Origin of the sequence: Pseudarthrobacter sp. TAF60_1 (genome assembly GCF_052113505.1) — a bacterium.
Lineage (GTDB): Bacteria > Actinomycetota > Actinomycetes > Actinomycetales > Micrococcaceae > Arthrobacter.
The window spans coordinates 68,072-87,096 of sequence record NZ_JBFRDI010000014.1 but is presented as its reverse complement, the minus strand read 5'-3'; the positions used below and the strand labels follow the sequence as shown (position 1 = coordinate 87,096).

The 19,025-nt window shown below is 66.2% G+C and carries 18 protein-coding genes and 1 riboswitch; of the genes, 6 read left to right on the top strand and 12 right to left on the bottom strand.

Features of this window, described 5'->3' with window-relative positions:
* Positions 1–53 precede the first annotated feature (53 nt).
* Positions 54–1,280 carry a glutamate--cysteine ligase 2 gene (locus tag AB4Y73_RS15840; RefSeq protein ID WP_441872848.1) on the bottom strand — a complete coding sequence of 409 codons (1,227 nt, stop codon included), beginning with the start codon at positions 1,278–1,280 and terminating at the stop codon, positions 54–56.
* Positions 1,281–1,568: 288 nt separating this feature from the next.
* On the opposite strand from AB4Y73_RS15840, the gene AB4Y73_RS15835 reads away from it, so the two are divergent.
* Complete coding sequence (locus AB4Y73_RS15835) at positions 1,569–2,384, top strand: endonuclease domain-containing protein (protein WP_441872847.1); 816 nt, start codon at positions 1,569–1,571, stop codon at positions 2,382–2,384.
* 153 nt (positions 2,385–2,537) lie between these two features.
* Here the strand turns inward: AB4Y73_RS15835 and AB4Y73_RS15830 are convergent, their stop codons facing one another.
* The 4 genes from AB4Y73_RS15830 to AB4Y73_RS15815 all read right to left on the bottom strand — a co-directional run bounded on the left by AB4Y73_RS15830 (position 2,538) and on the right by AB4Y73_RS15815 (position 7,258).
* Entirely contained in the window at positions 2,538–4,061 is a 1,524-nt protein-coding gene (locus AB4Y73_RS15830; RefSeq protein ID WP_441872846.1) for a UDP-N-acetylglucosamine 1-carboxyvinyltransferase, read from the bottom strand.
* A 136-nt stretch (positions 4,062–4,197) separates the two neighbouring features.
* On the bottom strand, positions 4,198–4,992 hold the full coding sequence (locus AB4Y73_RS15825; protein ID WP_441872845.1) for an energy-coupling factor transporter transmembrane component T family protein: 795 nt from the start codon (positions 4,990–4,992) through the stop codon (positions 4,198–4,200).
* Positions 4,989–6,638, bottom strand: coding sequence for an ABC transporter ATP-binding protein (locus AB4Y73_RS15820; protein ID WP_441872844.1), 1,650 nt, complete (start codon positions 6,636–6,638; stop codon positions 4,989–4,991). Before AB4Y73_RS15820 ends, AB4Y73_RS15825 begins: the two co-directional genes overlap by 4 nt.
* Positions 6,638–7,258: an ECF transporter S component gene (locus AB4Y73_RS15815; protein ID WP_441872843.1), complete on the bottom strand. Its 621-nt coding sequence runs from the start codon at positions 7,256–7,258 to the stop codon at positions 6,638–6,640. Before AB4Y73_RS15815 ends, AB4Y73_RS15820 begins: the two co-directional genes overlap by 1 nt.
* 72 nt (positions 7,259–7,330) lie before the next feature.
* Positions 7,331–7,467, bottom strand: a riboswitch (TPP riboswitch).
* A gap of 57 nt (positions 7,468–7,524) precedes the next feature.
* On the opposite strand from AB4Y73_RS15815, the gene AB4Y73_RS15810 reads away from it, so the two are divergent.
* Together AB4Y73_RS15810 and AB4Y73_RS15805 are read left to right on the top strand one after the other, a co-directional pair.
* Positions 7,525–8,067: a heme-degrading domain-containing protein gene (locus AB4Y73_RS15810; protein ID WP_441872842.1), complete on the top strand. Its 543-nt coding sequence runs from the start codon at positions 7,525–7,527 to the stop codon at positions 8,065–8,067.
* A gap of 79 nt (positions 8,068–8,146) precedes the next feature.
* Positions 8,147–8,410, top strand: a complete 264-nt coding sequence (locus AB4Y73_RS15805; RefSeq protein WP_441872841.1) for a DUF4235 domain-containing protein — start codon at positions 8,147–8,149, stop codon at positions 8,408–8,410.
* A 64-nt stretch (positions 8,411–8,474) separates the two neighbouring features.
* Here the strand turns inward: AB4Y73_RS15805 and mnhG are convergent, their stop codons facing one another.
* Genes mnhG through AB4Y73_RS15775 form a run of 6 tightly spaced genes read right to left on the bottom strand, consistent with a single transcriptional unit; the run spans position 8,475 to position 14,912 of the window.
* A complete protein-coding gene (gene mnhG / locus AB4Y73_RS15800) occupies positions 8,475–8,870 on the bottom strand; it encodes a monovalent cation/H(+) antiporter subunit G (RefSeq protein ID WP_441872840.1) in 396 nt (131 codons plus the stop codon).
* Positions 8,860–9,138 (bottom strand): monovalent cation/H+ antiporter complex subunit F, encoded by a 279-nt coding sequence (locus AB4Y73_RS15795; RefSeq protein WP_255768701.1) that lies wholly within the window; start codon positions 9,136–9,138, stop codon positions 8,860–8,862. The genes mnhG and AB4Y73_RS15795 overlap by 11 nt, the downstream gene beginning before the upstream one ends.
* Positions 9,135–9,680 carry a Na+/H+ antiporter subunit E gene (locus tag AB4Y73_RS15790; RefSeq protein WP_441872839.1) on the bottom strand — a complete coding sequence of 182 codons (546 nt, stop codon included), beginning with the start codon at positions 9,678–9,680 and terminating at the stop codon, positions 9,135–9,137. Before AB4Y73_RS15790 ends, AB4Y73_RS15795 begins: the two co-directional genes overlap by 4 nt.
* Positions 9,677–11,284 (bottom strand): Na+/H+ antiporter subunit D, encoded by a 1,608-nt coding sequence (locus AB4Y73_RS15785; protein WP_441872838.1) that lies wholly within the window; start codon positions 11,282–11,284, stop codon positions 9,677–9,679. The genes AB4Y73_RS15790 and AB4Y73_RS15785 overlap by 4 nt, the downstream gene beginning before the upstream one ends.
* Positions 11,281–11,862, bottom strand: coding sequence for a Na(+)/H(+) antiporter subunit C (locus AB4Y73_RS15780; RefSeq protein WP_441872837.1), 582 nt, complete (start codon positions 11,860–11,862; stop codon positions 11,281–11,283). Before AB4Y73_RS15780 ends, AB4Y73_RS15785 begins: the two co-directional genes overlap by 4 nt.
* Positions 11,859–14,912: a Na+/H+ antiporter subunit A gene (locus AB4Y73_RS15775; RefSeq protein WP_441872836.1), complete on the bottom strand. Its 3,054-nt coding sequence runs from the start codon at positions 14,910–14,912 to the stop codon at positions 11,859–11,861. The genes AB4Y73_RS15780 and AB4Y73_RS15775 overlap by 4 nt, the downstream gene beginning before the upstream one ends.
* 193 nt (positions 14,913–15,105) lie before the next feature.
* On the opposite strand from AB4Y73_RS15775, the gene AB4Y73_RS15770 reads away from it, so the two are divergent.
* The 3 genes from AB4Y73_RS15770 (at position 15,106) to AB4Y73_RS15760 (ending at position 18,287) form a co-directional block, all read left to right on the top strand.
* Entirely contained in the window at positions 15,106–16,509 is a 1,404-nt protein-coding gene (locus AB4Y73_RS15770) for an MFS transporter (RefSeq protein WP_441872835.1), read from the top strand.
* Positions 16,510–16,617: 108 nt separating this feature from the next.
* Positions 16,618–17,100: a cation:proton antiporter regulatory subunit gene (locus AB4Y73_RS15765; protein ID WP_441872834.1), complete on the top strand. Its 483-nt coding sequence runs from the start codon at positions 16,618–16,620 to the stop codon at positions 17,098–17,100.
* Between the two features lie 5 nt (positions 17,101–17,105).
* Complete coding sequence (locus AB4Y73_RS15760) at positions 17,106–18,287, top strand: cation:proton antiporter (protein ID WP_441872833.1); 1,182 nt, start codon at positions 17,106–17,108, stop codon at positions 18,285–18,287.
* A gap of 36 nt (positions 18,288–18,323) precedes the next feature.
* Here AB4Y73_RS15760 and dcd read toward each other — a convergent pair whose 3' ends face one another.
* Positions 18,324–18,899 carry a dCTP deaminase gene (dcd, locus tag AB4Y73_RS15755; RefSeq protein WP_441872832.1) on the bottom strand — a complete coding sequence of 192 codons (576 nt, stop codon included), beginning with the start codon at positions 18,897–18,899 and terminating at the stop codon, positions 18,324–18,326.
* Between the last annotated feature and the right edge of the window lie 126 nt (positions 18,900–19,025).

Here is a 19,025-nt window from a genome sequence, read left to right as displayed (position 1 = left end):
ATCGTAGCTAGCCCACTGAACAAAGGGAATGACCGGACATGCTGCTGAACAGGTCAGACCTGGCGCACCCGCAATAAATCGGGCGCGTCATCAACCTCGGCGAGCCCGGACGTACCGCGCATGGTGACGCCCACGGCGTGGGCAACAACGGCGCCCAGCCCGCCGTCGTCGGGCGCTGCTTCAGCCGCGGCGTCCCGGACGCGGCGCTGCTCGGCGGACCCGGTGCCACGGGAAATGATGTCCTCCACGCCTTGCCTGGCAAGGGACAATTCCCCCTGTTCGGCGAGCACAGGCGCCAGATAATCCACGAGGGCACGGACGACATCCACGGCGGGGGCAGGCCGGAAGGTGCCGAAGTCCAGCAGCTCGCCGCCCAGGCCACTGCTGCTTGCCTGCCAGGCCGCCATTCGGAGCAGCACGGTGGGCACGGGCGCCGGCTCCACGCCCTCCCGCCACTCCCGGCTGGCCGTCTCCACCAGGGCCCGCACCAGCACGGCGATCAGGGCGGCGTCCTCCGCCCGGAGGCAGACATCGGCCACCCGGACCTCAACGGTGGGATGGTTGCGCGAAAGACGCGCGTCGAAGTAGATCATGCCTTCGTCCAACATCACCCCGCTGTCCAGCAGTCGCGTCACCACCCGCCGGTATTGGGAATATGTGCCGAAGATGGCCGACGGACCCGACGTTGGCCAGCGGTTCCAGGCCTGGGTGCGGTAGCTTGCGAATCCTGTGTGCATCCCCATCCAGAAAGGAGAGTTGGCACTCAGTGCGGTGAGGACGGCCAGCTTGTCCCTGATCCGGTCCAGCACGGCCACGCCCTCGTCCTCGGACTCAATGGACGTATGGACGTGGAAGCCGCAGGTCAGCTGTTCCTGGGCAGTCAGGCCAAAGCGCTCCAGCATCCGCGCATACCGCGGGTCCGGGGTGGTGTGGCTCGCCAACCCGAACGGCGACGTGGCGAGCGCCGCAACCCGCGCACCGAATTTACGTGCCGCCTGGTCCGCAAGCAGGCGGCCCGCGCGGATCTGCGGGAGGAGCTCCGAATACTCGAGGCACGGACGCGTCTGCGTCTCGATCTGCTCAAGCTTCAGCTCCGCACTCAAGCCCATTTCGTCGTCGTCGTTCGCGGTCTTGTGCCGGGTCTTCTGCGCGCGCGGCTCCTCCGGGGCGTCGTCAGCCGCCATCCGATGCCCCGCGAGCAGGGCGTCAGCCAAGGCAAGGGGCTGCCCCGACTCCGGATCCACGATCAGGAGCTCTTCCTCGACGCCGAAAGTTCGCATGGTTATATTGTGCGTCACCCGGCCGGGCGTGCGGCAGCCCGGTCCGGGTAGCGGGCCGGTTCGAGAGGGGCCGCGGCCGGCCCCGACGGGTTCTGCGCCATCATTCCGCCGGGCTGGGCGGCAGGCCCTGTAATGGTGCGGGCTGAACACCGGCTGAACACCGGCTGGCACGAATGATGGCGCAGAATCCAACGCCCCACTATTCCCCCACAGCCCGGGTTGTCCACATGCAGCCATTCAACCGTCAGCACCAAACCCAAACCGTGGCTAGCTCAATCCATGGACCCCTTGGATTTTTTGACATCCCTCGGCGGCGTGGCCCGGGTTGGCACCCTGCGACGGGAAGGCTACTCGGACCGGGCCGTTCGGAACCTGGCAAAAGCCGGCGCAACGCAACCCCGTAAAGGTGTTTGGGCGTTACCCGGTGCGGACGCGCAGTTCCTCCAGGCCATCGTCAGCGATTCACTGGTCACGTGCGCATCCGGCGCGTCCCACTACGGACTCTGGCTCAAGGACAAGCCGCGCCGCCTCCATCTGGCCGCCAAACATCGACGCGGCCGGCATACCCCCAAGCACGGCCGTCTCCGGTTCGCAGCGGACCAGCGGCTGCCCATCGCCAGTCTCGAGGACACCGTCATTCACGGCCTAACGTGTCTGGCCGAAGTGGACGCGATAGCCATGGCACAGTCGGCGATGGCTATGCATGGCTTACCCCGGGCCGCCCTGGAAGCAGAGCTAACCGCGAAGTACTATGGCCCGGCGCGGAGGAGGCTGGCAAAGGCGGACGGATTGTCCGAGTCTGTCCCGGAAATCAGCGCCCGCCTGCTGTTCGAATCTGCCGGGCTCCCGTTCAGCAGGCAGGTGCAGATTGCCGGCGTTGGACGCGTGGACTTCCTGATCGACGGCTGGCTCATTGTGGAAATCAACGGCTTCAAATTTCACAGTTCCCGAGCCGCCTGGCGGAAGGACATGACCCGGTCCAACGTGGCGCAGACGCAGGGCTACCCGGTCCTCAGCTACGCCCCGGAACAGATCTGGAACAGCCCGGACATGGTCTTGCAGGAAATCCAGGCCGTCCTGAAGCGCGGCCGGCTCCTCCTATGACGGGTTCTGCTCAACCATCCGGCTGGAGCCTGACCGCAGCACCGTGATCCCACGGGCCGGAGTCGTGTTGTGGCCGGATGATGGTGCAGAACCCGCCGGCACGCCCCAGAACCCGCCGGCCCCGGCCCAAACCCAGTCCCAAACCCCTGGCGACTAGTCCTGGAAATACTCCACCTTGGCGCCGATGGTGTTCAGCCGCTCGGCCAGGTCCTCGTAACCGCGCTCGATCACGTAGATGTTCCGCAGCTCCGAGACTCCCCGCGCCGCGAGCATGGCCAGCAGCAGGCAGGCGGCCGGACGGAGAGCCGGCGGGCAGCCCACCTCCGCGGCGCGCCACTTGGTGGGACCGTTGACGTAGATCCGGTGCGGGTCCAGCAGCTGCACCTGGGCGCCGAGCCGGTTCAGTTCCGTCAGGTAGATGGCCCGGTTCTCGTAGACCCAGTCGTGGATCATGGTCTGGCCGTGAGCATTGGCGGCGATGACCGCGAAGAATGGGAGGTTGTCGATGTTCAGCCCGGGGAACGGCATGGGGTGGATCTTGTCCTCCGGCGCCCGCAGCTCGGACGGCTTGGTGGTCACATCCACCAGGCGGGTCCGTCCGTTGCGCGCCATGTACTCCCCGGAGATCTCCAGTTGCTGGCCCATCTGCTCCAGCGTGGCCAGCTCGATCTCCATGAACTCGATGGGTACTCGCCGGATGGTCACCTCCGAGTTGGTGACGACGCCAGCCGTGATCAGGCTCATGGCTTCAATCGGATCCTCGGACGGGAAGTATTCGATATCGGCGTTTACTCGCGGCTGCCCTGTGATCTTCAGGGTGGTGGTGCCCACGCCGTCGATCTGCACGCCGAGCATCTCCAGGTAGAAGCAGAGGTCCTGGACCATGTAGTTGGGGCTGGCGTTGCGGATGACTGTGGTTCCCCGGCGGTGAGCCGCCGCCATGATGGCGTTCTCGGTCACGGTGTCCCCGCGCTCGGTCAGCACGAACGAGCGGTTCCGGCTGTCCGGCTCCGGAGCGTGCACAGCGTAAAAGCCCGCGGTGGCTTCCACGGTGAGGCCGAACTGGCGCAGCGCCTGCATGTGCGGTTCCACCGTTCGGGTGCCCAGGTCGCAGCCGCCTGCATACGGGAGGCGGTACTCGGAGCTCTCATCCAAGAGGGGGCCCAGGAGCATGATGACACTGCGGGTGCGGCGTGCAGCGTCCACATCCATGGACGCCAGGTCCAGCACTTCGGGGCGGCGCAGTTGGAGATCGGTGTCGTTGAGCCAGGTGCACTCGACGCCGATGCTGGTCAGCACCTCCACGATCCGGTTGACCTCTTCGATCCGGGCGAGCCGCCGCAGCACGGTGGTGCCACGGTTGATCAGGCTGGCGCAGAGAAGGGCCACGCCGGCGTTCTTGCTGCTGTTGACATCCACCGCCCCGGACAGGGTCCGGCCGCCTTCGATTCGCAGGTGTGTCATCTGCGGTTTGCCCACCTTGACGATGCTTCGCTCGAAGATCGTTTCAAGCCGCTGGATCATCCTGAGGCTGAGGTTCTGTTTGCCCTGCTCCATGCGGGTGATGGCGCTTTGGCTGGTTCCCAGCGCTTCGGCCAACTGGCCTTGGGTCCAGCCCTTTTCTATCCGGGCGTCCTTGAGCGTAGCGGCGATGTGCTCGGCAGTTTCCTGAGTCATAGCAAAAAAATATCACGGATGAGTTATGGAGGGGCTATTTCATGGCGCGGCACACATGATTACCCGAAAGATACCCGCTTCATGCGATATCTTGGGCGCTGGCGTCAAGGTTCAGAAAGCGCCTTGGCAGCCCCGTTTACCGCCAAACGAAGTTCCAGGTCCCCATTTGCTCCGCGGCAACCACGGCCGCCGCAGCGATCAGCACGCCACCCAGCACCACCCAGATGTCCAGCAGCGAGTAGGTGGATTCCCGGGCCCACGTGCGCTGACCGGTGCCAAATCCGCGTGCTTCCATGGTCACGGCCAGCCGGGAGGCACGCCGGATCGCCTGAACCAGCAGTCCAAAGCTCTGCCCGAGCGTGGCCCGCAGCCGCTGCAACGGGCTGCCGTGCGACCCCACGCCGCGGGCACGCCGGGCCACCCCGATGGTCTGCCATTCCTCGGCCAGGAGTCCCACCAGCCGCATCGCGGCCAACGTGCCAAGGACGAACCGGTGCGGCAGCCGGGCTTTCTGGGCCAGCGCATCGGCGAGGTCGGTGGGGTCCGTGCAGGTCATCAGCAGGATCGCCGGCAAGGCTATCGCGAGACCGCGCAGCATGAAGCCGAGCCCCAGCTGAAGGGAACCTTCGCTGATCGACCAGATCCCGACGTCGAGCAGTACAGCTCCGCTGTCCGCGGCCACAATGGCCGTGCTCCAGCCGCCCACCGCTGCCGCGATGATGAGGGGCCAGCCGCGTTGCCAGAGCAGGCGCAGCGTCAGTCCGGCGAGCGGGAAGAGCGCCAGTTCCGCGGCGAGCGCCACCGATGCGGAAACCCAGTCGATGGAGAGCGCCAGGACCACGGTGATGAGGAAGACGGCGCCGAATTTGGCCAGCGGGTTGGCGCGCGTCAGCAGGGCCTGGTTGCCGCTGAGCGTCAGGGCGTCCCTCATGCTGCCCCTGCTTCCTGACGGGCGCCGCCCCGCGAGGCCGGGCCCAGGCGCAGCTCGGTGCCGCCGAGGACTGCGGTGAATTCTTCGTCGTGGGTCACGGAGACCACGGACGTTCCGGCGTCGAGCAGTTCTGAGAGGAAGGAGGCGAGCTCGGCCCACGTGTTGGCATCCTGGCCGAACGTGGGTTCGTCCAGCACCAGCACCCGCGGGTGGGCCGCGAGGACGGTGGCCACCGACAGGCGCCGCTTTTCGCCCCCGGACAACGTGTACGGATTCGCATCCACCAGGTGTGTGAGGCGCAGCCGCTCCAGGAGTTCGTCCACGCGTTCCTCCCCGTACCCCAGGTGACGCGGACCAAACATCAGCTCGTCCAGCACCCGGCCGGTGACGAACTGGTGCTCGGGTTCCTGGAACACGGTGCCGATCCGGGAAATCAGCTCTTTGGCCTTCCATTTGTAAGGGTCTATCCCGGCACCTTGGGAAAGCTCGACGGCGGCGGACACCGTTCCCTCCACCGGCGCCAGGAGTCCGGCAAGCGTCAGCGCGAACGTCGATTTTCCGGCGCCGTTGGGGCCGGTGATGGTCAGGGCCTGGCCGGCGCGGACCTGGGCCGTGATGCCCGTTTGCACAGGCACCGGCGGGATGGTGCGGAAGCCCCGGCGGCGTGGCCGCTCACGGGACACGGCAAGCCGCTCGGCCGCCAGCAGCAAATCGCCGAAGTCAGCAGAACTACCACCGGATGTGCCGGCACGCGGACGGGTCTCGGGAACGTATCCCGGCACCCACACACCGGCGCGGATCAGTATGCTGCGTGCCTCGGCGAGCACCCGGTCCGGCGGCCCGTCCAGGAGCACGCCGGAGGTGCTGCCCGGGATGCCATCGGCCGCCCCGGCAGCCGAGCCCGGTTGCAGCACCACGATCCGGTCCACCAGGTCTTTCCAGACGGACACGCGGTGTTCCACCACCACCAGGGTGGCGCCGGTCTTGTCGAGGCAGCGGGCAACGGCGTCCCGGACTTCCAGGACACCGGCGGGATCGAGGTTTGCGGTCGGTTCGTCCAGCAGGATCAGCCCGGGCCGCATCGCGAGGATGCCGGCCAGCGCCAGCCGCTGCTTTTGGCCGCCGGACAGGGCCGACGTCGGGTGGTCCAGCGGGAGCCCCGCGGCGTCTGGTCCCGCCGCGCCCGGGACTCCGGCCGCACTGTCCGGGCGCCCGGCACTACGCAGCCCGACGTCGTCGAGCGCTTCCTCCACCCGCCGCCAGATCTCATCCCGCGGCACTGCCAGGTTCTCCGCGCCAAAGGCGACGTCGTCGCCCAGCCGGGAGAGGACCACCTGCGTTTCAGGATCCTGCTGCATCAGTCCGGCCCGGCCGCGCTGGCCGCGCGGCGCAACGCCGTCGATCAGCAGCGTGCCGGTCTCGTCGGCGTCGTCCGCTTCGTCACCCAGCACCCCGGCGAGCGCGTGCAGCAGCGTTGATTTGCCGGCGCCCGAGGGGCCCAGCAGCAGCACCCGCTCTCCGGGCGCGATGTCCAGGTCGAGCCCCTGGACGGCTGGTACGGCGCGGCCGGCGTGCCGCCAGCCCCAGCCACGGGCGGACACCGCTGCGGGGCGCACAGCGGAAACGCCGGCGTCGGAAGCGGCCATCAGTTGAAGACGGGCTCCGAGGATGCCTTCCGCGATGCGAAGGAGCTCAGCACACCCGTCTTCGCCAGGCCGCGGGTGGCGAGCCAGGAAACGGCGCCCGCGATCACGGCACCCGAGATCGCGCAGAAGACAATGTAAGCGGCTTTATCGCCGGCCTCATAGGCGATGTTCCAGCCCCACGGGAGGAAGGAATCGTTCAGGCCGCAGAAAAGTCCTGCCCCGGCACCGGCCAGCAGGGCGGTCGGAAGGTTGAACTTCTTGTAGGCGAAGGCGGCGAACACCAGTTCCGCGCCGAGGCCCTGCAGGATGCCGGAGATCAGCACGGTGGTGCCGTACTGCGAACCCATCATGAGCTCACCGGTGGCGGCCACGGCTTCGCAGAACAGTGCGGCGCCCGGTTTCCTGATGATGAGCATGCCCAGCACTGCCGGAATCATCCAGCCGCCGGCGATGAGGCCGGTCAGGGGCGGGTATGTCGCGTTCATCGGTGTGGAGACCAGCGCCGCACCCTGGTCCCATGCCCAGAAGATAACGCCGCCCGCAATGGCGATCAGAGCCGCCACTACAATGTCCACAACGCGCCAGCTATAGCTGGCTTTTTTGATTCCTACTGTTGTCATGTCAACCTCCTGAGGTACAGGAGGGGAGGGTGTTCTCGGTTGCCGCGCGGCCTGCGCCGTCCGGATCCGGACACTCTGAGAAGCTCGACTCCCTTGCGCCGGTACTAACCGGATCAGGTTCGAGGGTCTGCGGCTGTCCGCACTCTCAGCGCCCATCCACCGGCTGCATGACTGCAGTGCCCGACGGCGGCGCTCCCCTGTCGTAATTAATTCTGCCCTGATGGGCGTGACCCAGTTTACACCGCTGTAGGGGTAGATTGTGGGCCATGACTGCCGAACGATCCGATGTGACAGCGTTCGATCCCGATTCCGACGAGAACCAGCCGCCGGGGGCGCTCGAAGCCCTGATTGCACGAATCGACGCCGAGATCAGCGAGCTCCAGTTCCCGCGGTTCACGAAGGACGATTCCCTCAGCCTCGGGCTGCTGCTGGTGGAGCTCGGCAAGACCAGGAAGCTGCCCATCGCCATCGACATCACCAAGGGTGACCAGGTCCTGTTCCATGTTGCTTTGGACGGCGCCACCCCCAACAACGAACACTGGGTCCGGGCGAAGCAGCGCACCGCCGCCCGATACGAGATCCCTTCGCTGTTGGTGGGCTTGCGCGCCCGGCTGCGGGGCGGCCGGATCGAAGACCAGGGCTGGTATGACGAATCGGTCTATGCGGCCCACGGCGGGTGCTTCCCGGTTTACGTCACCGGTGTGGGCGCCGTGGCCACGGTGACCGTTTCGGGGCTGCCGCAGATGCAGGACCATGACCTCGTGGTGGAGGCCCTCCGGGAAATTCTGGGGTCCCTGCGCCCGGACTAGTGCTTGCCTTGTGCTGGCTGGCGGCCGGATCGCGTTAGGCTAAAGGCAGTCCCCGTCCCGGTCACAAGGAGTTCAAACCATGAACGTGCTCATCAAGCTGCTCGGCACCGGAATCAGCATCGGCGCCGGGTTTGTCGGCACTAAGCTGGTCAACGCCGTGTGGGAAAAGTCCACCGGCAACAAGGCACCCACGGGCAAGCACGAAGACACCCCCACGAGCCTTCGTTCGGCACTGACCTTCGCGCTGATCTCAGCCTCGGTCAGCACCATCATCCAGGTCCTCGCCAACCGCGGCACGCAGCGGGCCATCACCCGTTTCGCCAAGACCCAGGACATCGTCTAGCGAGTTTTTGTCCAGATAACGGCCGCTGTGCAGTCACCAGGCGGCATTATCTGGACAAAAACTCTTAGCCGTCGGACGCTTCGTCACGGGCGGATTTGGCCGCCTTCTGGACCACGGCCTCCAGATCATCGGAGCTGAGCAGCTCGCGGTGCATGTGCTTGGTGCGGTAGCCGGAGCGGCCCACCATGTGCGCGGACACCGGCACGGTCAGCAGCTGGAAAATCCAGGCCACCAGCAGCACCGGCCACACCCACCACGTCCGCATCTGCAGGCCGATGGCCGCCAGGAGCAGGAACAGCCCCAGCACCTGCGGTTTGGTGGCGGCGTGCATGCGGCTCAGCAGGTCAGGGAAACGGAGCAGGCCGACGGCGGCTGCCAGGGACATCAGTGCGCCCGCCACCAGGAACACCGCCGTCACGGTGTCAATCACGTTATCCACCAGGCTCGCGTCAGGACTCATGGGTGTGCTCCCGCCGGTCGGCCACGAAGCGCGCCACTGTTACGGAGCCGATGAAGCCGACTACGGACAGCGCCACGAGCAGCATCAGGTTGTTCAGGTGCCGGTTGACTGCCATGTCGATGCACAGCGCCGCGCCGAGGATGGCCAGCAGGACGTCGGAGGCCAGCACACGGTCCAGCAGCGACGGGCCCCGGGCGATCCGGATGATGGCACCGGCCGCGGCCAGTGAAAGAATGACTGCCGTGACAGCCAGGACAATCTGCATCATGCCGGGTTCTCCTGCCGCACTACTTCGAGTTCTTCCTTGCTGCCCATGATGCGGATCAGCCCGGCTTCGATGGAGCGGACCTCCTTGCGCAGGTTCTCCACATCCTCGGCAGTGCTGATATTGAGCGCGTGGAGATAGAGGGTGGACGTTGAACGGTCCACTTCCACCACCAGGGAACCGGGGATCAGCGAGATCACGTGGCCCACGGCGGTGACTATCAGGTCCTGGTGGCTCCGCAGCGGGACAGCGACCACTGCGTTGATCACTTTCGGTCCGCGGACGGCCGCCAAGTACATGACTTCGATGCTCGCTGCCGCCACCCGGGCGAGGAACCGCAGGACGAAAGGCACGGCGTGCAGGATGTTGAACCTGCCGCTGAGTTCCACCGGCGGCAGGTAGAACATCCGGGCTACCAGCACGGCCAGCAGGGCGCCGAAAAGCAGGTTGCCTGGACTGAAGTCCTGCCAGAGCGCACCCCAGACGATCACCAGCCACACCAGCAGGGGAATCTCCTGGCGCAGGGATATCCGGCGGCGGCTCATTCGCCCCCACCCGCTTTCAGCGCCAGGGCTGGAACTTGGGTGTCCTCACCGAGCACGGCCTGGATGTACGAGGACCTGTCCAGCATCTCCTGGGCCGCCTGGTCCGCGACCTTGAACAGCGGGCCGGCGAAGACTGTGAGGGCGACCCCAAGCACCACCAGGCCGAGGGTTGATCCCACCATGGTCCGGGGCAGTAGGGTCACGCTGTCACGCCCGGCCCGGCGGCCGGTGGCCGATTCCTCGGGCGCGGCCAGCAGGACGGGGTCTGGATGCTCGGCGTCCGACGGTTTGCGCCAGAACGCACGGTTCCATACCCTCGCCACGGCCAGGAGTGTCAGCAGGCTGGTCACCACGCCGCCGATCACCAGCGCATAGGCGAGCGGAGTCCCCAGTTCAATACCGGCCTGGATCAGGCCTACTTTGCCCAGGAACCCGGAGAACGGCGGGATTCCGGCCAGGTTCATTGCGGGCACAAAGAACAGGAGCGCCAGCAGGGGCGAAAGCTTGGCCAGGCCTGCCAGCCGGTCCACGGAGGAACTGCCGCCGCGGCGTTCGATCAGGCCCGTGACAAGGAAGAGGCTGGTCTGGATGGTGATGTGGTGCGCCACATAGAACACGGCGGCGGCCAGTCCGGCCACGGAGGACATGGCCAGTCCGAACACCATGTAGCCGATATGGCTCACCAGGGTAAAGGACAGCAGACGTTTAATGTCACTCTGGGCCAGGGCGCCGAGTATTCCCACCACCATGGTCAGCAGCGCCACCACCATCAAGGGAGTGTTCAGGCTATCGCCGGGAAACAGCAGGGTTTCGGTGCGGACCATCGCGTACACGCCCACTTTGGTCAACAGGCCGGCGAAGACAGCGGTGACCGGGGCGGGCGCGGTGGGGTAGGAGTCAGGCAGCCAGAACGACAGCGGGAACACTGCCGCCTTGATGCCGAAGGCCACCAGGAGCATCACATGCAGCAGCGTCTGTGTTCCTTCGTCCAGGTCCGCGAGCTTGATGGCAAGGTCTGCCATGTTCACCGTCCCGGTGGCCCCGTAGACCATCGCGATGGAGATCAGGAACAGGACCGAGGACACCACGGAGACCACCACATAGGTGACGCCGGCGCGGATGCGCGGCCCCGTACCGCCCAGGGTCATCAGGACATAACTCGCGGTCAGGAGGATCTCGAAGCCGACGTACAGGTTGAAGAGGTCCCCGGACAGGAAGGCGTTGGACACCCCGGCCACGAGGATCAGGAACGTGGGGTGGAAGATCGATACCGGTGCGTCGCGGTCGCCGTCGGCCATGCCCTGCCCGGTGGCGTAGATCAGCACGGCCAGGCTGACGGCGGAAGAGACCACCAGCATGAGGGAGGAGAACTGGTCCACCACCATCGTGATGCCCCAGGGCGGCAGCCAGCCACCGATATTCACGGCGGCCGTCCCGCCCTCCCACACTGAGGCGAGCAGGAAGCACTCCAGCAGGAGCGTCATGGACAGCACGGCAATGCTTACCCCGCGCTGCGCCCGGGCATGCCGGAACAACAGGAAGGCCAGGGCGGCACCGAAGATGGGAAAGAGGACGGCGAGCGGGGCAAAGCTTGCGATGTTCACTTCACACCTCCTTCGGGGCCGAGATCTACATTCCGTGAGCCGGGTTGCTCCTCGGCGGCGGCGTCCACGACCGGAATCGTCCTGGCGCCGGCGATGATGTGCTCCCCGGACTCTGCATGATCTGCATGATCCGAAATACCGCTGCCATCGCTGCCCAGCATCGTCAGGGGAAACTCCGACGTCTCGGCCGGTATCGGTGCGTCGTCCTCGGCATCGAACCTAGGGGTCGCGGCGACGCGGCGGTCTTCGACGTCGTCCTGGATCTCGTCCTGGCGTGCCAGCACCCAGGTGCGGTAAATGATGCCGAGCATAAAGGCGGTGACGGCGAACGAGATCACGATCGAGGTGAGGATGAGGGCCTGTGGGAGCGGATCGGCGTATTCGTTGGCACCGGTGTCCTTGTTGAAGAACGGCGCCAGTCCGGCATAGCCGCCCGTGGTCAGGATCAGCAGGTTGGTGGCGTTGGTCAGGAGCATCAGCCCCAGCAGCACCCGGGTGAGGCTGCGTTCCAGGATCAGGTAGATGCCGCACGCGTACAGCGCGCCCATCACAATCAGCAGGGTCAGGTTGACGCTCATCCTTGGCCCTTCACGGTGGATTCGGTGGACAGAGCCATGGGCTCGTGCCCGTCGGCGGATACGGCGCCGGCCATCACGTCCTCAACAAGGGAGTCCGGTGCCGGTTCGGCCTGGTGTTCATCAAAATGTTCGTCGATCTCGGAACCCAGGCTGCGCAGCACGTCCAGCACGAGGCCCACCACCACGATGTACACGCCGATATCGAAGATGGTGGAGGTGACGAACTTGATGTCGCCGAACACCGGCAGCCAGAGTTCGATGATGGCGCTCTGGAAGACCTGCCCGCCCAGCAGGAGCGGCACCACACCCGAGGCTGCCGCCGTCGCGAGCCCAATCCCCAGGAGCGTACCGGCACCCATCGGAGTGGCCTCCCGCAGTTCGAAGCGGCCGCCGGCCAGGTAACGGATGGTCAGGGCCAGCCCCGCGGTGAGGCCGCCGGCGAAACCGCCGCCCGGCAGGTTGTGCCCGGCGAGGAGGAGGTACAGCGAGAAGATGATCAGCGAGTGGAAGATCAGCCGCGTGACCACCTCGAAGATGATGGAGCGCCGCTCGGGGGCCAGGGTCCGTCCGGCCACGATCCAAGCGTCCCGTGCCGAGGCGGCGAACTTGCGGCTGATGGCCAGTGAGGCGGCTTCGCGCGAACCGGGATCCCCTGCGGACTGCCGTCCAACGCTGCCCTCGGCAATCGTGGAGGAAGCCCGGAGCCGGTCGCCGCGGCCGCGGACGAAGATCAGGCTGGCGACGCCCGTTGCGGCGAGGGCGAGGACCGAAATCTCCCCGAAGGTATCCCAGGCCCTGATGTCCACGAGGGTCACGTTGACGATGTTCAGTCCGCCGCCGCCCTCGTAGGCAAGCCGCGGGAATTCCAGTGACACCGGGGCCGCCACCCGGGCGCCCATGGCGTAAATGGCGGCGAAGACCATGGTGATGCCGAAGGCCGCCCCGATAATCACCCGCACCACGCGGTACCTGCCGCCGGTCCGATCGCGGAGCTCGGCCGGGAGGCTGCGCATGGCCAGGACGAAGGCCACCAGGATGATGGTTTCCACCAGCATCTGCGTCAGGGCCAGGTCCGGCGCGCCCTGAAGGGCGAACATCAGGGCAATCCCGTATCCCGTCACCGACACCATAAGCACGGCGAGGAACCGCCTGTTGGCCTTGACCGCAGCGAGCGCCCCGATCACGATCCCAGCACCCACCACCGGCTGAAGCGGTGAGAAGGGGTCGCTGAAGTACAGGTTCGTCGGGAGGGGCTTCCCCGCCAGGAGCATGGTGGTCAGCGGCAGCGCGAACGCCATGGAAAGGATCACGGAGAGGTAGAAGTACAGCGAACCACGCTGCGTGCGGCCTGTGATCCAGACCGCCACGTCATCCAGCGCGCCGATGCTCAGCTGGTAGAAGCGGTCGCCGTCGATCCAGCCGGGAACCCGGGACTGTGCCCGCTCCACGAGCGTCCGGCCGTAGTGCATGACAAAGCCCAGGGCGAACGTCAGCGCAGTCAGTCCGAGCGCCGGGGTGAGGCCGTGCCACAGCGCAAGGTGCCCTGCCTGCTCGGCGGGAGTGCCGGCGTCGGGCGCGGGGAACGCAAAGAGGGCCGCATACGGCTGAATCCAGGCATCCACAGGGGCCGGCCACATGCCGTAAACGATGGTGAGGAGGCTGAGAACTGCGGGCGCCGCCAGGAAGGAGGGCCTGACGGCCTTGAACGGTGTGGGTTCAACGCCGGGCTTGACGGCGAACGCCCCCCACATGAAACGGGCGCTATAGGCGAACGTCAGGACCGAGCCCAGGACGATGCCCACCAACACAACCGTGCTCCAGGCGTCTCCGGCCGAGGCGTGGTGGACGAACGCCTCCAGGACTGATTCCTTGGCCACAAAACCTGCCAGCAGCGGAACACCGGCCATCGACGCGGCGCCGATGCCTGCCACGATGCCGAGCGCCCGGGACGAGCGGAAGACGCCGGAGAGCTGGCGGACGTCACGCGTTCCGGACTGGTGGTCGATGATGCCCACCACCAGGAACAGGGTGGCCTTGAAGAGTCCGTGCGCCAACAGCATGGCGAGGCCGGCGAGCGCCGCATCCGGCGTCCCGAGTCCCACCACCATGGTGAGGAAGCCCAGCTGGCTGACGGTGCCATACGCGAGGATGAGCTTGATGTCAGTCTGGCGCAGTGCCCGGTAGCCGCCCACCAGCATGGTGGCCAGGCCCAGCCCCAGCACGATGGCCTGCCAGTAGGCGGTCTCGGAAAATCCCGGCGCGAGCCTGGCCACCAGGTAGATGCCCGCCTTCACCATCGCCGCGGCGTGCAGGTAGGCGCTGACGGGGGTGGGGGCTGCCATGGCTCCAGGCAGCCAGAAGTGGAAGGGAACCAGCGCGGATTTGCTGATGGCACCCACGAGGATGAGTACGACGGCGGCGGCGACGATGCCGCTGTCCGGTCCGGTTACCAGCGTGGGAGCCTGCACCATGATCGCCGAGATCCGGTACGTTCCGGCGCTGTAGCCCAGCATGATCAGTCCCACCAGCATGGCCAGGCCGCCGGCAGTGGTGACCATCAACGCCTGCAGGGCGGAGCGCCGGGCGGCAAGCCTGGTGCGGGCGAAGCCGATCAGCAGATAGGACAGGATGGTGGTGAGTTCCCAGAAGATGAACAGAAGGAGAAGATCGTCCGCCACCACCAGGCCGAACATGGCGCCTGCGAAGGCGAGCAGCTGGGCACCGAATCCGCCCAAGTCCTGGTCTTTTTTGCTGAAGTACCGGGCACAGTAGACCAGCACCAGGGCGCCCACACCCAGGACCAGCAGGGACATCACCCACGCCAGGGGATCCAGCCGGAAGGCGAATTCGAGTTTCAGCCCGGGTATCCACGGGATGAGCTCTGTAACCGCGCCGGAGCCCGAATACACGGCGCCGTGTTGGAACAGCAGCCAGATAAAGGACGCAGCAGGCACGGCTGCCAAAGCGTAGAACGCGTTACGGCCCCAGAGCCTGAACAGGAGAGGCGCCACAGCAGCCACCGTAAACTGCACGGCAAGGACTGTGATCACTGTTATCTCCGCAACGTCAGGAATTCGATTTAGCAAAAAGTTAGGGCAGGCGGTCAATCGTTAGGTTCGGTGGCCCCAGTTTACCAAGTCGTTCCGGCCGATTTCCCCGCAAAAGAGCCCGGCCGCTCGATTTTGCCGGGTGTCAGGCGTATTATGCCCGCCCTGTTCGCCACGGGCGGATACCATTCAGCGTATGAACACCGCCAGCGCTCCAGAGGCCACCCAGCCGTCATCGGAACTCGCGTCCGGAACCCAGGCCGCCGGCAAGGGCCGCGTGCTCGCCTGGGCTGCCTGGGACTGGGGCTCGGCGGCGTTCAACGCGGTGATGACCACGTTCGTCTTCACCGTCTATCTCACCTCCAGCGCCTTCGGCGACAAAGACCAGGCCTCGGCTGTCCTTGGCGGTGCGCTGGCCATTGCGGGCTTCGCCATCGCCCTGCTCGCTCCGGTGACGGGGCAGCGCTCGGACAACGGCGGGCGCCGCAAGCTGTGGCTGGGAGTCAACACGGCCGCCGTCGCCATCCTGACGGGGCTGTGTTTCTTCGTTTACCCCCGCCCGGAATTTCTGCTGCTGGGCGTCTCCCTGATCGCTTTGGGGCACGTGTTCTTTGAGTTTGCCGGCGTCAACTACAACGCCATGCTCATCCAGGTGTCCACCCCGGCAAACATCGGCAAGGTCAGCGGGTTCGGCTGGGGAATGGGCTACCTCGGCGGCATCGTGGCGCTGCTGGTGGTGCTCCAACTTTTTGTGCAGCCGAGCTTCGACTGGTTCGGCGCCTCCACGGAAGGTAGCCTGAACATCCGGCTCGTGGCCGTGTTCTCGGCCTTATGGTTTTTCATCTTTGCCCTCCCCGTGCTGTTCAGCGTCCCGGAGCTTCCGCGCCCGGCACGGGCAAAACAGCTGGGCTTCCTGGCCTCCTACGGCCTGCTGGGGCGCCGGATCAAGGCGATCCATGCCACGAGCCCCCACACGATTTACTTCCTCCTCGCCAGCGCCGTCTTCCGCGACGGCCTCGCGGCAGTCTTCACCTTCGGCGGGATCATCGCTGCCGGAACCTTCGGTTTCCAGCTGTCCCAGGTCATCTTCTTCGCCATCTTCGGCAATGTGGTGGCGGCCGTGGGGGCCGTCATCGGCGGCTTCCTGGATGACCGGGTGGGGCCCAAGGCCGTGATCATGGGCTCCCTCGTGGGCCTGCTGATGGCCGGCGCCATGATCCTCGTCCTCGGCAACGGCAGCTACGTGTTCTTCGGAACCGCCTGGGCCGGCGCCACGACATTCTGGGTCTTTGGCCTGTTCCTCTGCCTGTTCGTGGGCCCGGCGCAGTCATCCTCAAGAGCCTATTTGGCCCGGCTTGCACCCAGCGGCGAGACCGGCGAACTGTTCGGCCTGTATGCAACCACCGGCCGTGCCGTCAGCTTCCTGGCCCCCGCGCTGTTCACCCTGTGCATCACCGTGGCCACGCCCCTCGTTGCTCCCGGCCAGGCCCAGCGCTGGGGAGTCCTGGGCATCATGGTGGTCCTGCTCGCCGGCCTGCTGGTCCTGCTGCCGGTTAAGCCGCCGGGCAAGACCACCATTGCACTGGTTCCCGCCTCCTAACGGGCCCAGTTCCATCCGAGGGGGCGCACATCGCCCCGGTTTGCCGCCCTGCTTTGCTGGACGGCGCACGGACACCCGAAAACGGCCCGCGGAGACTAGGCTGGAAGGATGAACGTGGACGAAACGGACCTCCCCGGCCTGGGCCGGCGGAAGGATTTCATGACGGCTTCCGGGCGCCGCATCGGCGTCGTGGAGCTGCGCGAAGGCCAGACGGAACTTATCGTTTCCACCTGGGACGATCCTGACACCTGCCAGGCCTCCATTCCCCTGACCGGGGATGAGGCAGCCACTCTGGGCAACCTCCTGGGCGGACGGCACCTGGCCATGAAGCTGACCGAGGAACACCGGGACGTGCCCGGGATTGTGACCCGGCAGTTCTCCATTGCCCCGGATTCCCCGTTCCAGAACCAGCCCATGGGCAAAGCCTGCATTCGCACCCGCTGCGGCGTCTCGATTGTGGCGATCATGCGCGAAGGCGAGGTGCTCCCCTCGCCGGGACCCGACGTCGTACTTCACTCCGGCGATTTGCTGGTGGCGGTAGGAACGCAAGAAGGCCTCGACTCGGCGGCCGATATCCTCCGCAACGGCTGAGCGCCATGGACCCTCTGGCCCTGACCCTCATTGAACTGGGGGCCGTTGTGTTCTGCCTTGGCCTGTTGGCCAGGCTGGCCGGACGGATCGGAATGTCACCCATCCCCCTCTACCTCGTGGGTGGGCTAGCCTTCGGCGCGGGCGGGGTGGTCAAGCTTGATGGTATGCACGAATTCGCACATCTCTCGGGCGAAATCGGAGTGATCCTGCTGCTGCTTATGCTCGGATTGGAATATACGGCTGCCGAGCTTTTCACCGGTCTGCGCAGGTCCTGGCAGGCCGGTGTTCTTGACCTGGTGCTGAATTTCCTCCCGGGTGCCGGGATTGCGTTCCTGCTGGGCTGGGGTCCGGTGGGCGCCATGGTCATGGGCGGCGTCACGTATATATCCTCCTCCGGAATCGCCGCGAAGGTGATTACCGACCTCGGCCGGCTTGGTAACCGTGAAACGCCGGTGGTGCTGTCCATCCTGGTATTCGAGGACTTGGCCATGGCCGTCTACCTGCCCATCCTCACCGCCACCCTGGCGGGGGTGAGCTTCCTGGGCGGACTGACCACCGTGGGCATTTCCCTCGCCGTCGTCACCCTGGTGCTGATGGTGGCCCTGCGGCACGGCCACCACGTGTCCAGGGCGGTGCACAGCGAAAACTCCGAGGTCTTCCTGCTCAACCTGCTCGGCGCCGCCCTGCTGGTGGCCGGCGTGGCCTCGGCCATGCAGGTCTCCGCCGCGGTGGGCGCCTTCATGCTCGGTATCGCCATCTCCGGCGCCACGGCCCACAGCGCCACCCGGATCCTCGAGCCGCTCCGCGACCTGTTCGCCGCGATCTTCTTTGTGGCGTTCGGGCTCAACACCGACCCCTCGACCATTCCCCCGGTCCTCGGCTGGGCGCTGGTGTTGGCCGTCGTCACCGCCGCCACCAAGATGATCACCGGGATCTGGGCGGCCAAGCGGGCAGGCGTGGGCCGGCCTGGCCGTTTCCGGGCAGGGGCCGCCCTGATAGCCCGCGGCGAGTTCTCCATCGTCATCGCAGGCCTGGCCGTCGCCTCAGGCGTGGTCCCTCGCGACCTCGCGGCCCTTGCCACGGCCTACGTCCTGCTGATGGCCATCATCGGACCGCTGGCCGCCCGTTACGTGGAGCCCGCGGTGAAAGCCCTCCGCCCTCCTGCCGGGGAGCCGGCCCGCGCGTAGGCGTGCGCTCCCGATCGCCGGAGCCCGGAAACCCGCCTAGATCTCGGTGCGGTGGAAGTTCAAGTGGCTGCGGCTGGCGGTCGGACCGCGCTGGCCCTGGTAGCGGTTTCCGTACTCCCCCGAGCCGTAGGGGTGTTCGGCGGCCGACGTCAGGCGGAAGAAGCACAGTTGGCCGATCTTCATCCCCGGCCAGAGCTTGATGGGCAGGGTAGCCATGTTGGACAGTTCCAGGGTGACATGTCCGGAGAATCCCGGATCGATGAACCCGGCCGTTGAGTGCGTCAGCAGGCCCAGCCGGCCAAGGGAGGACTTGCCTTCCAGGCGGGCTGCAATGTCGTCAGGCAGCGTCACGGTCTCGTAGGTGGAGCCAAGGACGAACTCGCCGGGGTGCAGGATGAAGGGCTCGCCGCTGTCCACCTCGACCAGGCGGGTCAGTTCAGGCTGCTCCTCCGCGGGGTCGATATGGGCGTATTTGTGGTTGTCGAAAAGACGGAAGAACCGGTCGATCCGCACGTCCACCGAGGATGGCTGGACCATTGCGGGATCGTAGGGTTCGAGGACGATCCGTTGGGAGTCCAGTTCAGCGCGAATGTCGCGGTCAGAGATCAGCACGCCTCCCAAATTACTATGCGTTGTCCACAGCGCACATTTTTCGTTGTTGCTGTCGCCTAGTGGGGCTAATGTTGCCTCAGGATGTCAGCCACCGGAGGTCTCCCGGCTGGTACAACTGAACTGAAC

Excerpts from the sequence above, each read along its gene's own strand:
- AB4Y73_RS15815 (WP_441872843.1), bottom strand. The coding sequence starts at position 7,258 with ATGACAACAGTAGGAATCAAAAAAGCCAGCTATAGCTGGCGCGTTGTG.
- AB4Y73_RS15780 (WP_441872837.1), bottom strand. The coding sequence starts at position 11,862 with ATGAGCGTCAACCTGACCCTGCTGATTGTGATGGGCGCGCTGTACGCG.
- AB4Y73_RS15840 (WP_441872848.1), bottom strand. The coding sequence starts at position 1,280 with ATGCGAACTTTCGGCGTCGAGGAAGAGCTCCTGATCGTGGATCCGGAG.
- mnhG (WP_441872840.1), bottom strand. The coding sequence starts at position 8,870 with ATGAGTCCTGACGCGAGCCTGGTGGATAACGTGATTGACACCGTGACG.
- AB4Y73_RS15765 (WP_441872834.1), top strand. The coding sequence starts at position 16,618 with ATGAACGTGGACGAAACGGACCTCCCCGGCCTGGGCCGGCGGAAGGAT.
- AB4Y73_RS15795 (WP_255768701.1), bottom strand. The coding sequence starts at position 9,138 with ATGATGCAGATTGTCCTGGCTGTCACGGCAGTCATTCTTTCACTGGCC.
- AB4Y73_RS15830 (WP_441872846.1), bottom strand. The coding sequence starts at position 4,061 with ATGACTCAGGAAACTGCCGAGCACATCGCCGCTACGCTCAAGGACGCC.
- AB4Y73_RS15770 (WP_441872835.1), top strand. The coding sequence starts at position 15,106 with ATGAACACCGCCAGCGCTCCAGAGGCCACCCAGCCGTCATCGGAACTC.
- AB4Y73_RS15810 (WP_441872842.1), top strand. The coding sequence starts at position 7,525 with ATGACTGCCGAACGATCCGATGTGACAGCGTTCGATCCCGATTCCGAC.
- AB4Y73_RS15825 (WP_441872845.1), bottom strand. The coding sequence starts at position 4,992 with ATGAGGGACGCCCTGACGCTCAGCGGCAACCAGGCCCTGCTGACGCGC.
- AB4Y73_RS15790 (WP_441872839.1), bottom strand. The coding sequence starts at position 9,680 with ATGAGCCGCCGCCGGATATCCCTGCGCCAGGAGATTCCCCTGCTGGTG.
- AB4Y73_RS15820 (WP_441872844.1), bottom strand. The coding sequence starts at position 6,638 with ATGGCCGCTTCCGACGCCGGCGTTTCCGCTGTGCGCCCCGCAGCGGTG.
- AB4Y73_RS15805 (WP_441872841.1), top strand. The coding sequence starts at position 8,147 with ATGAACGTGCTCATCAAGCTGCTCGGCACCGGAATCAGCATCGGCGCC.
- AB4Y73_RS15760 (WP_441872833.1), top strand. The coding sequence starts at position 17,106 with ATGGACCCTCTGGCCCTGACCCTCATTGAACTGGGGGCCGTTGTGTTC.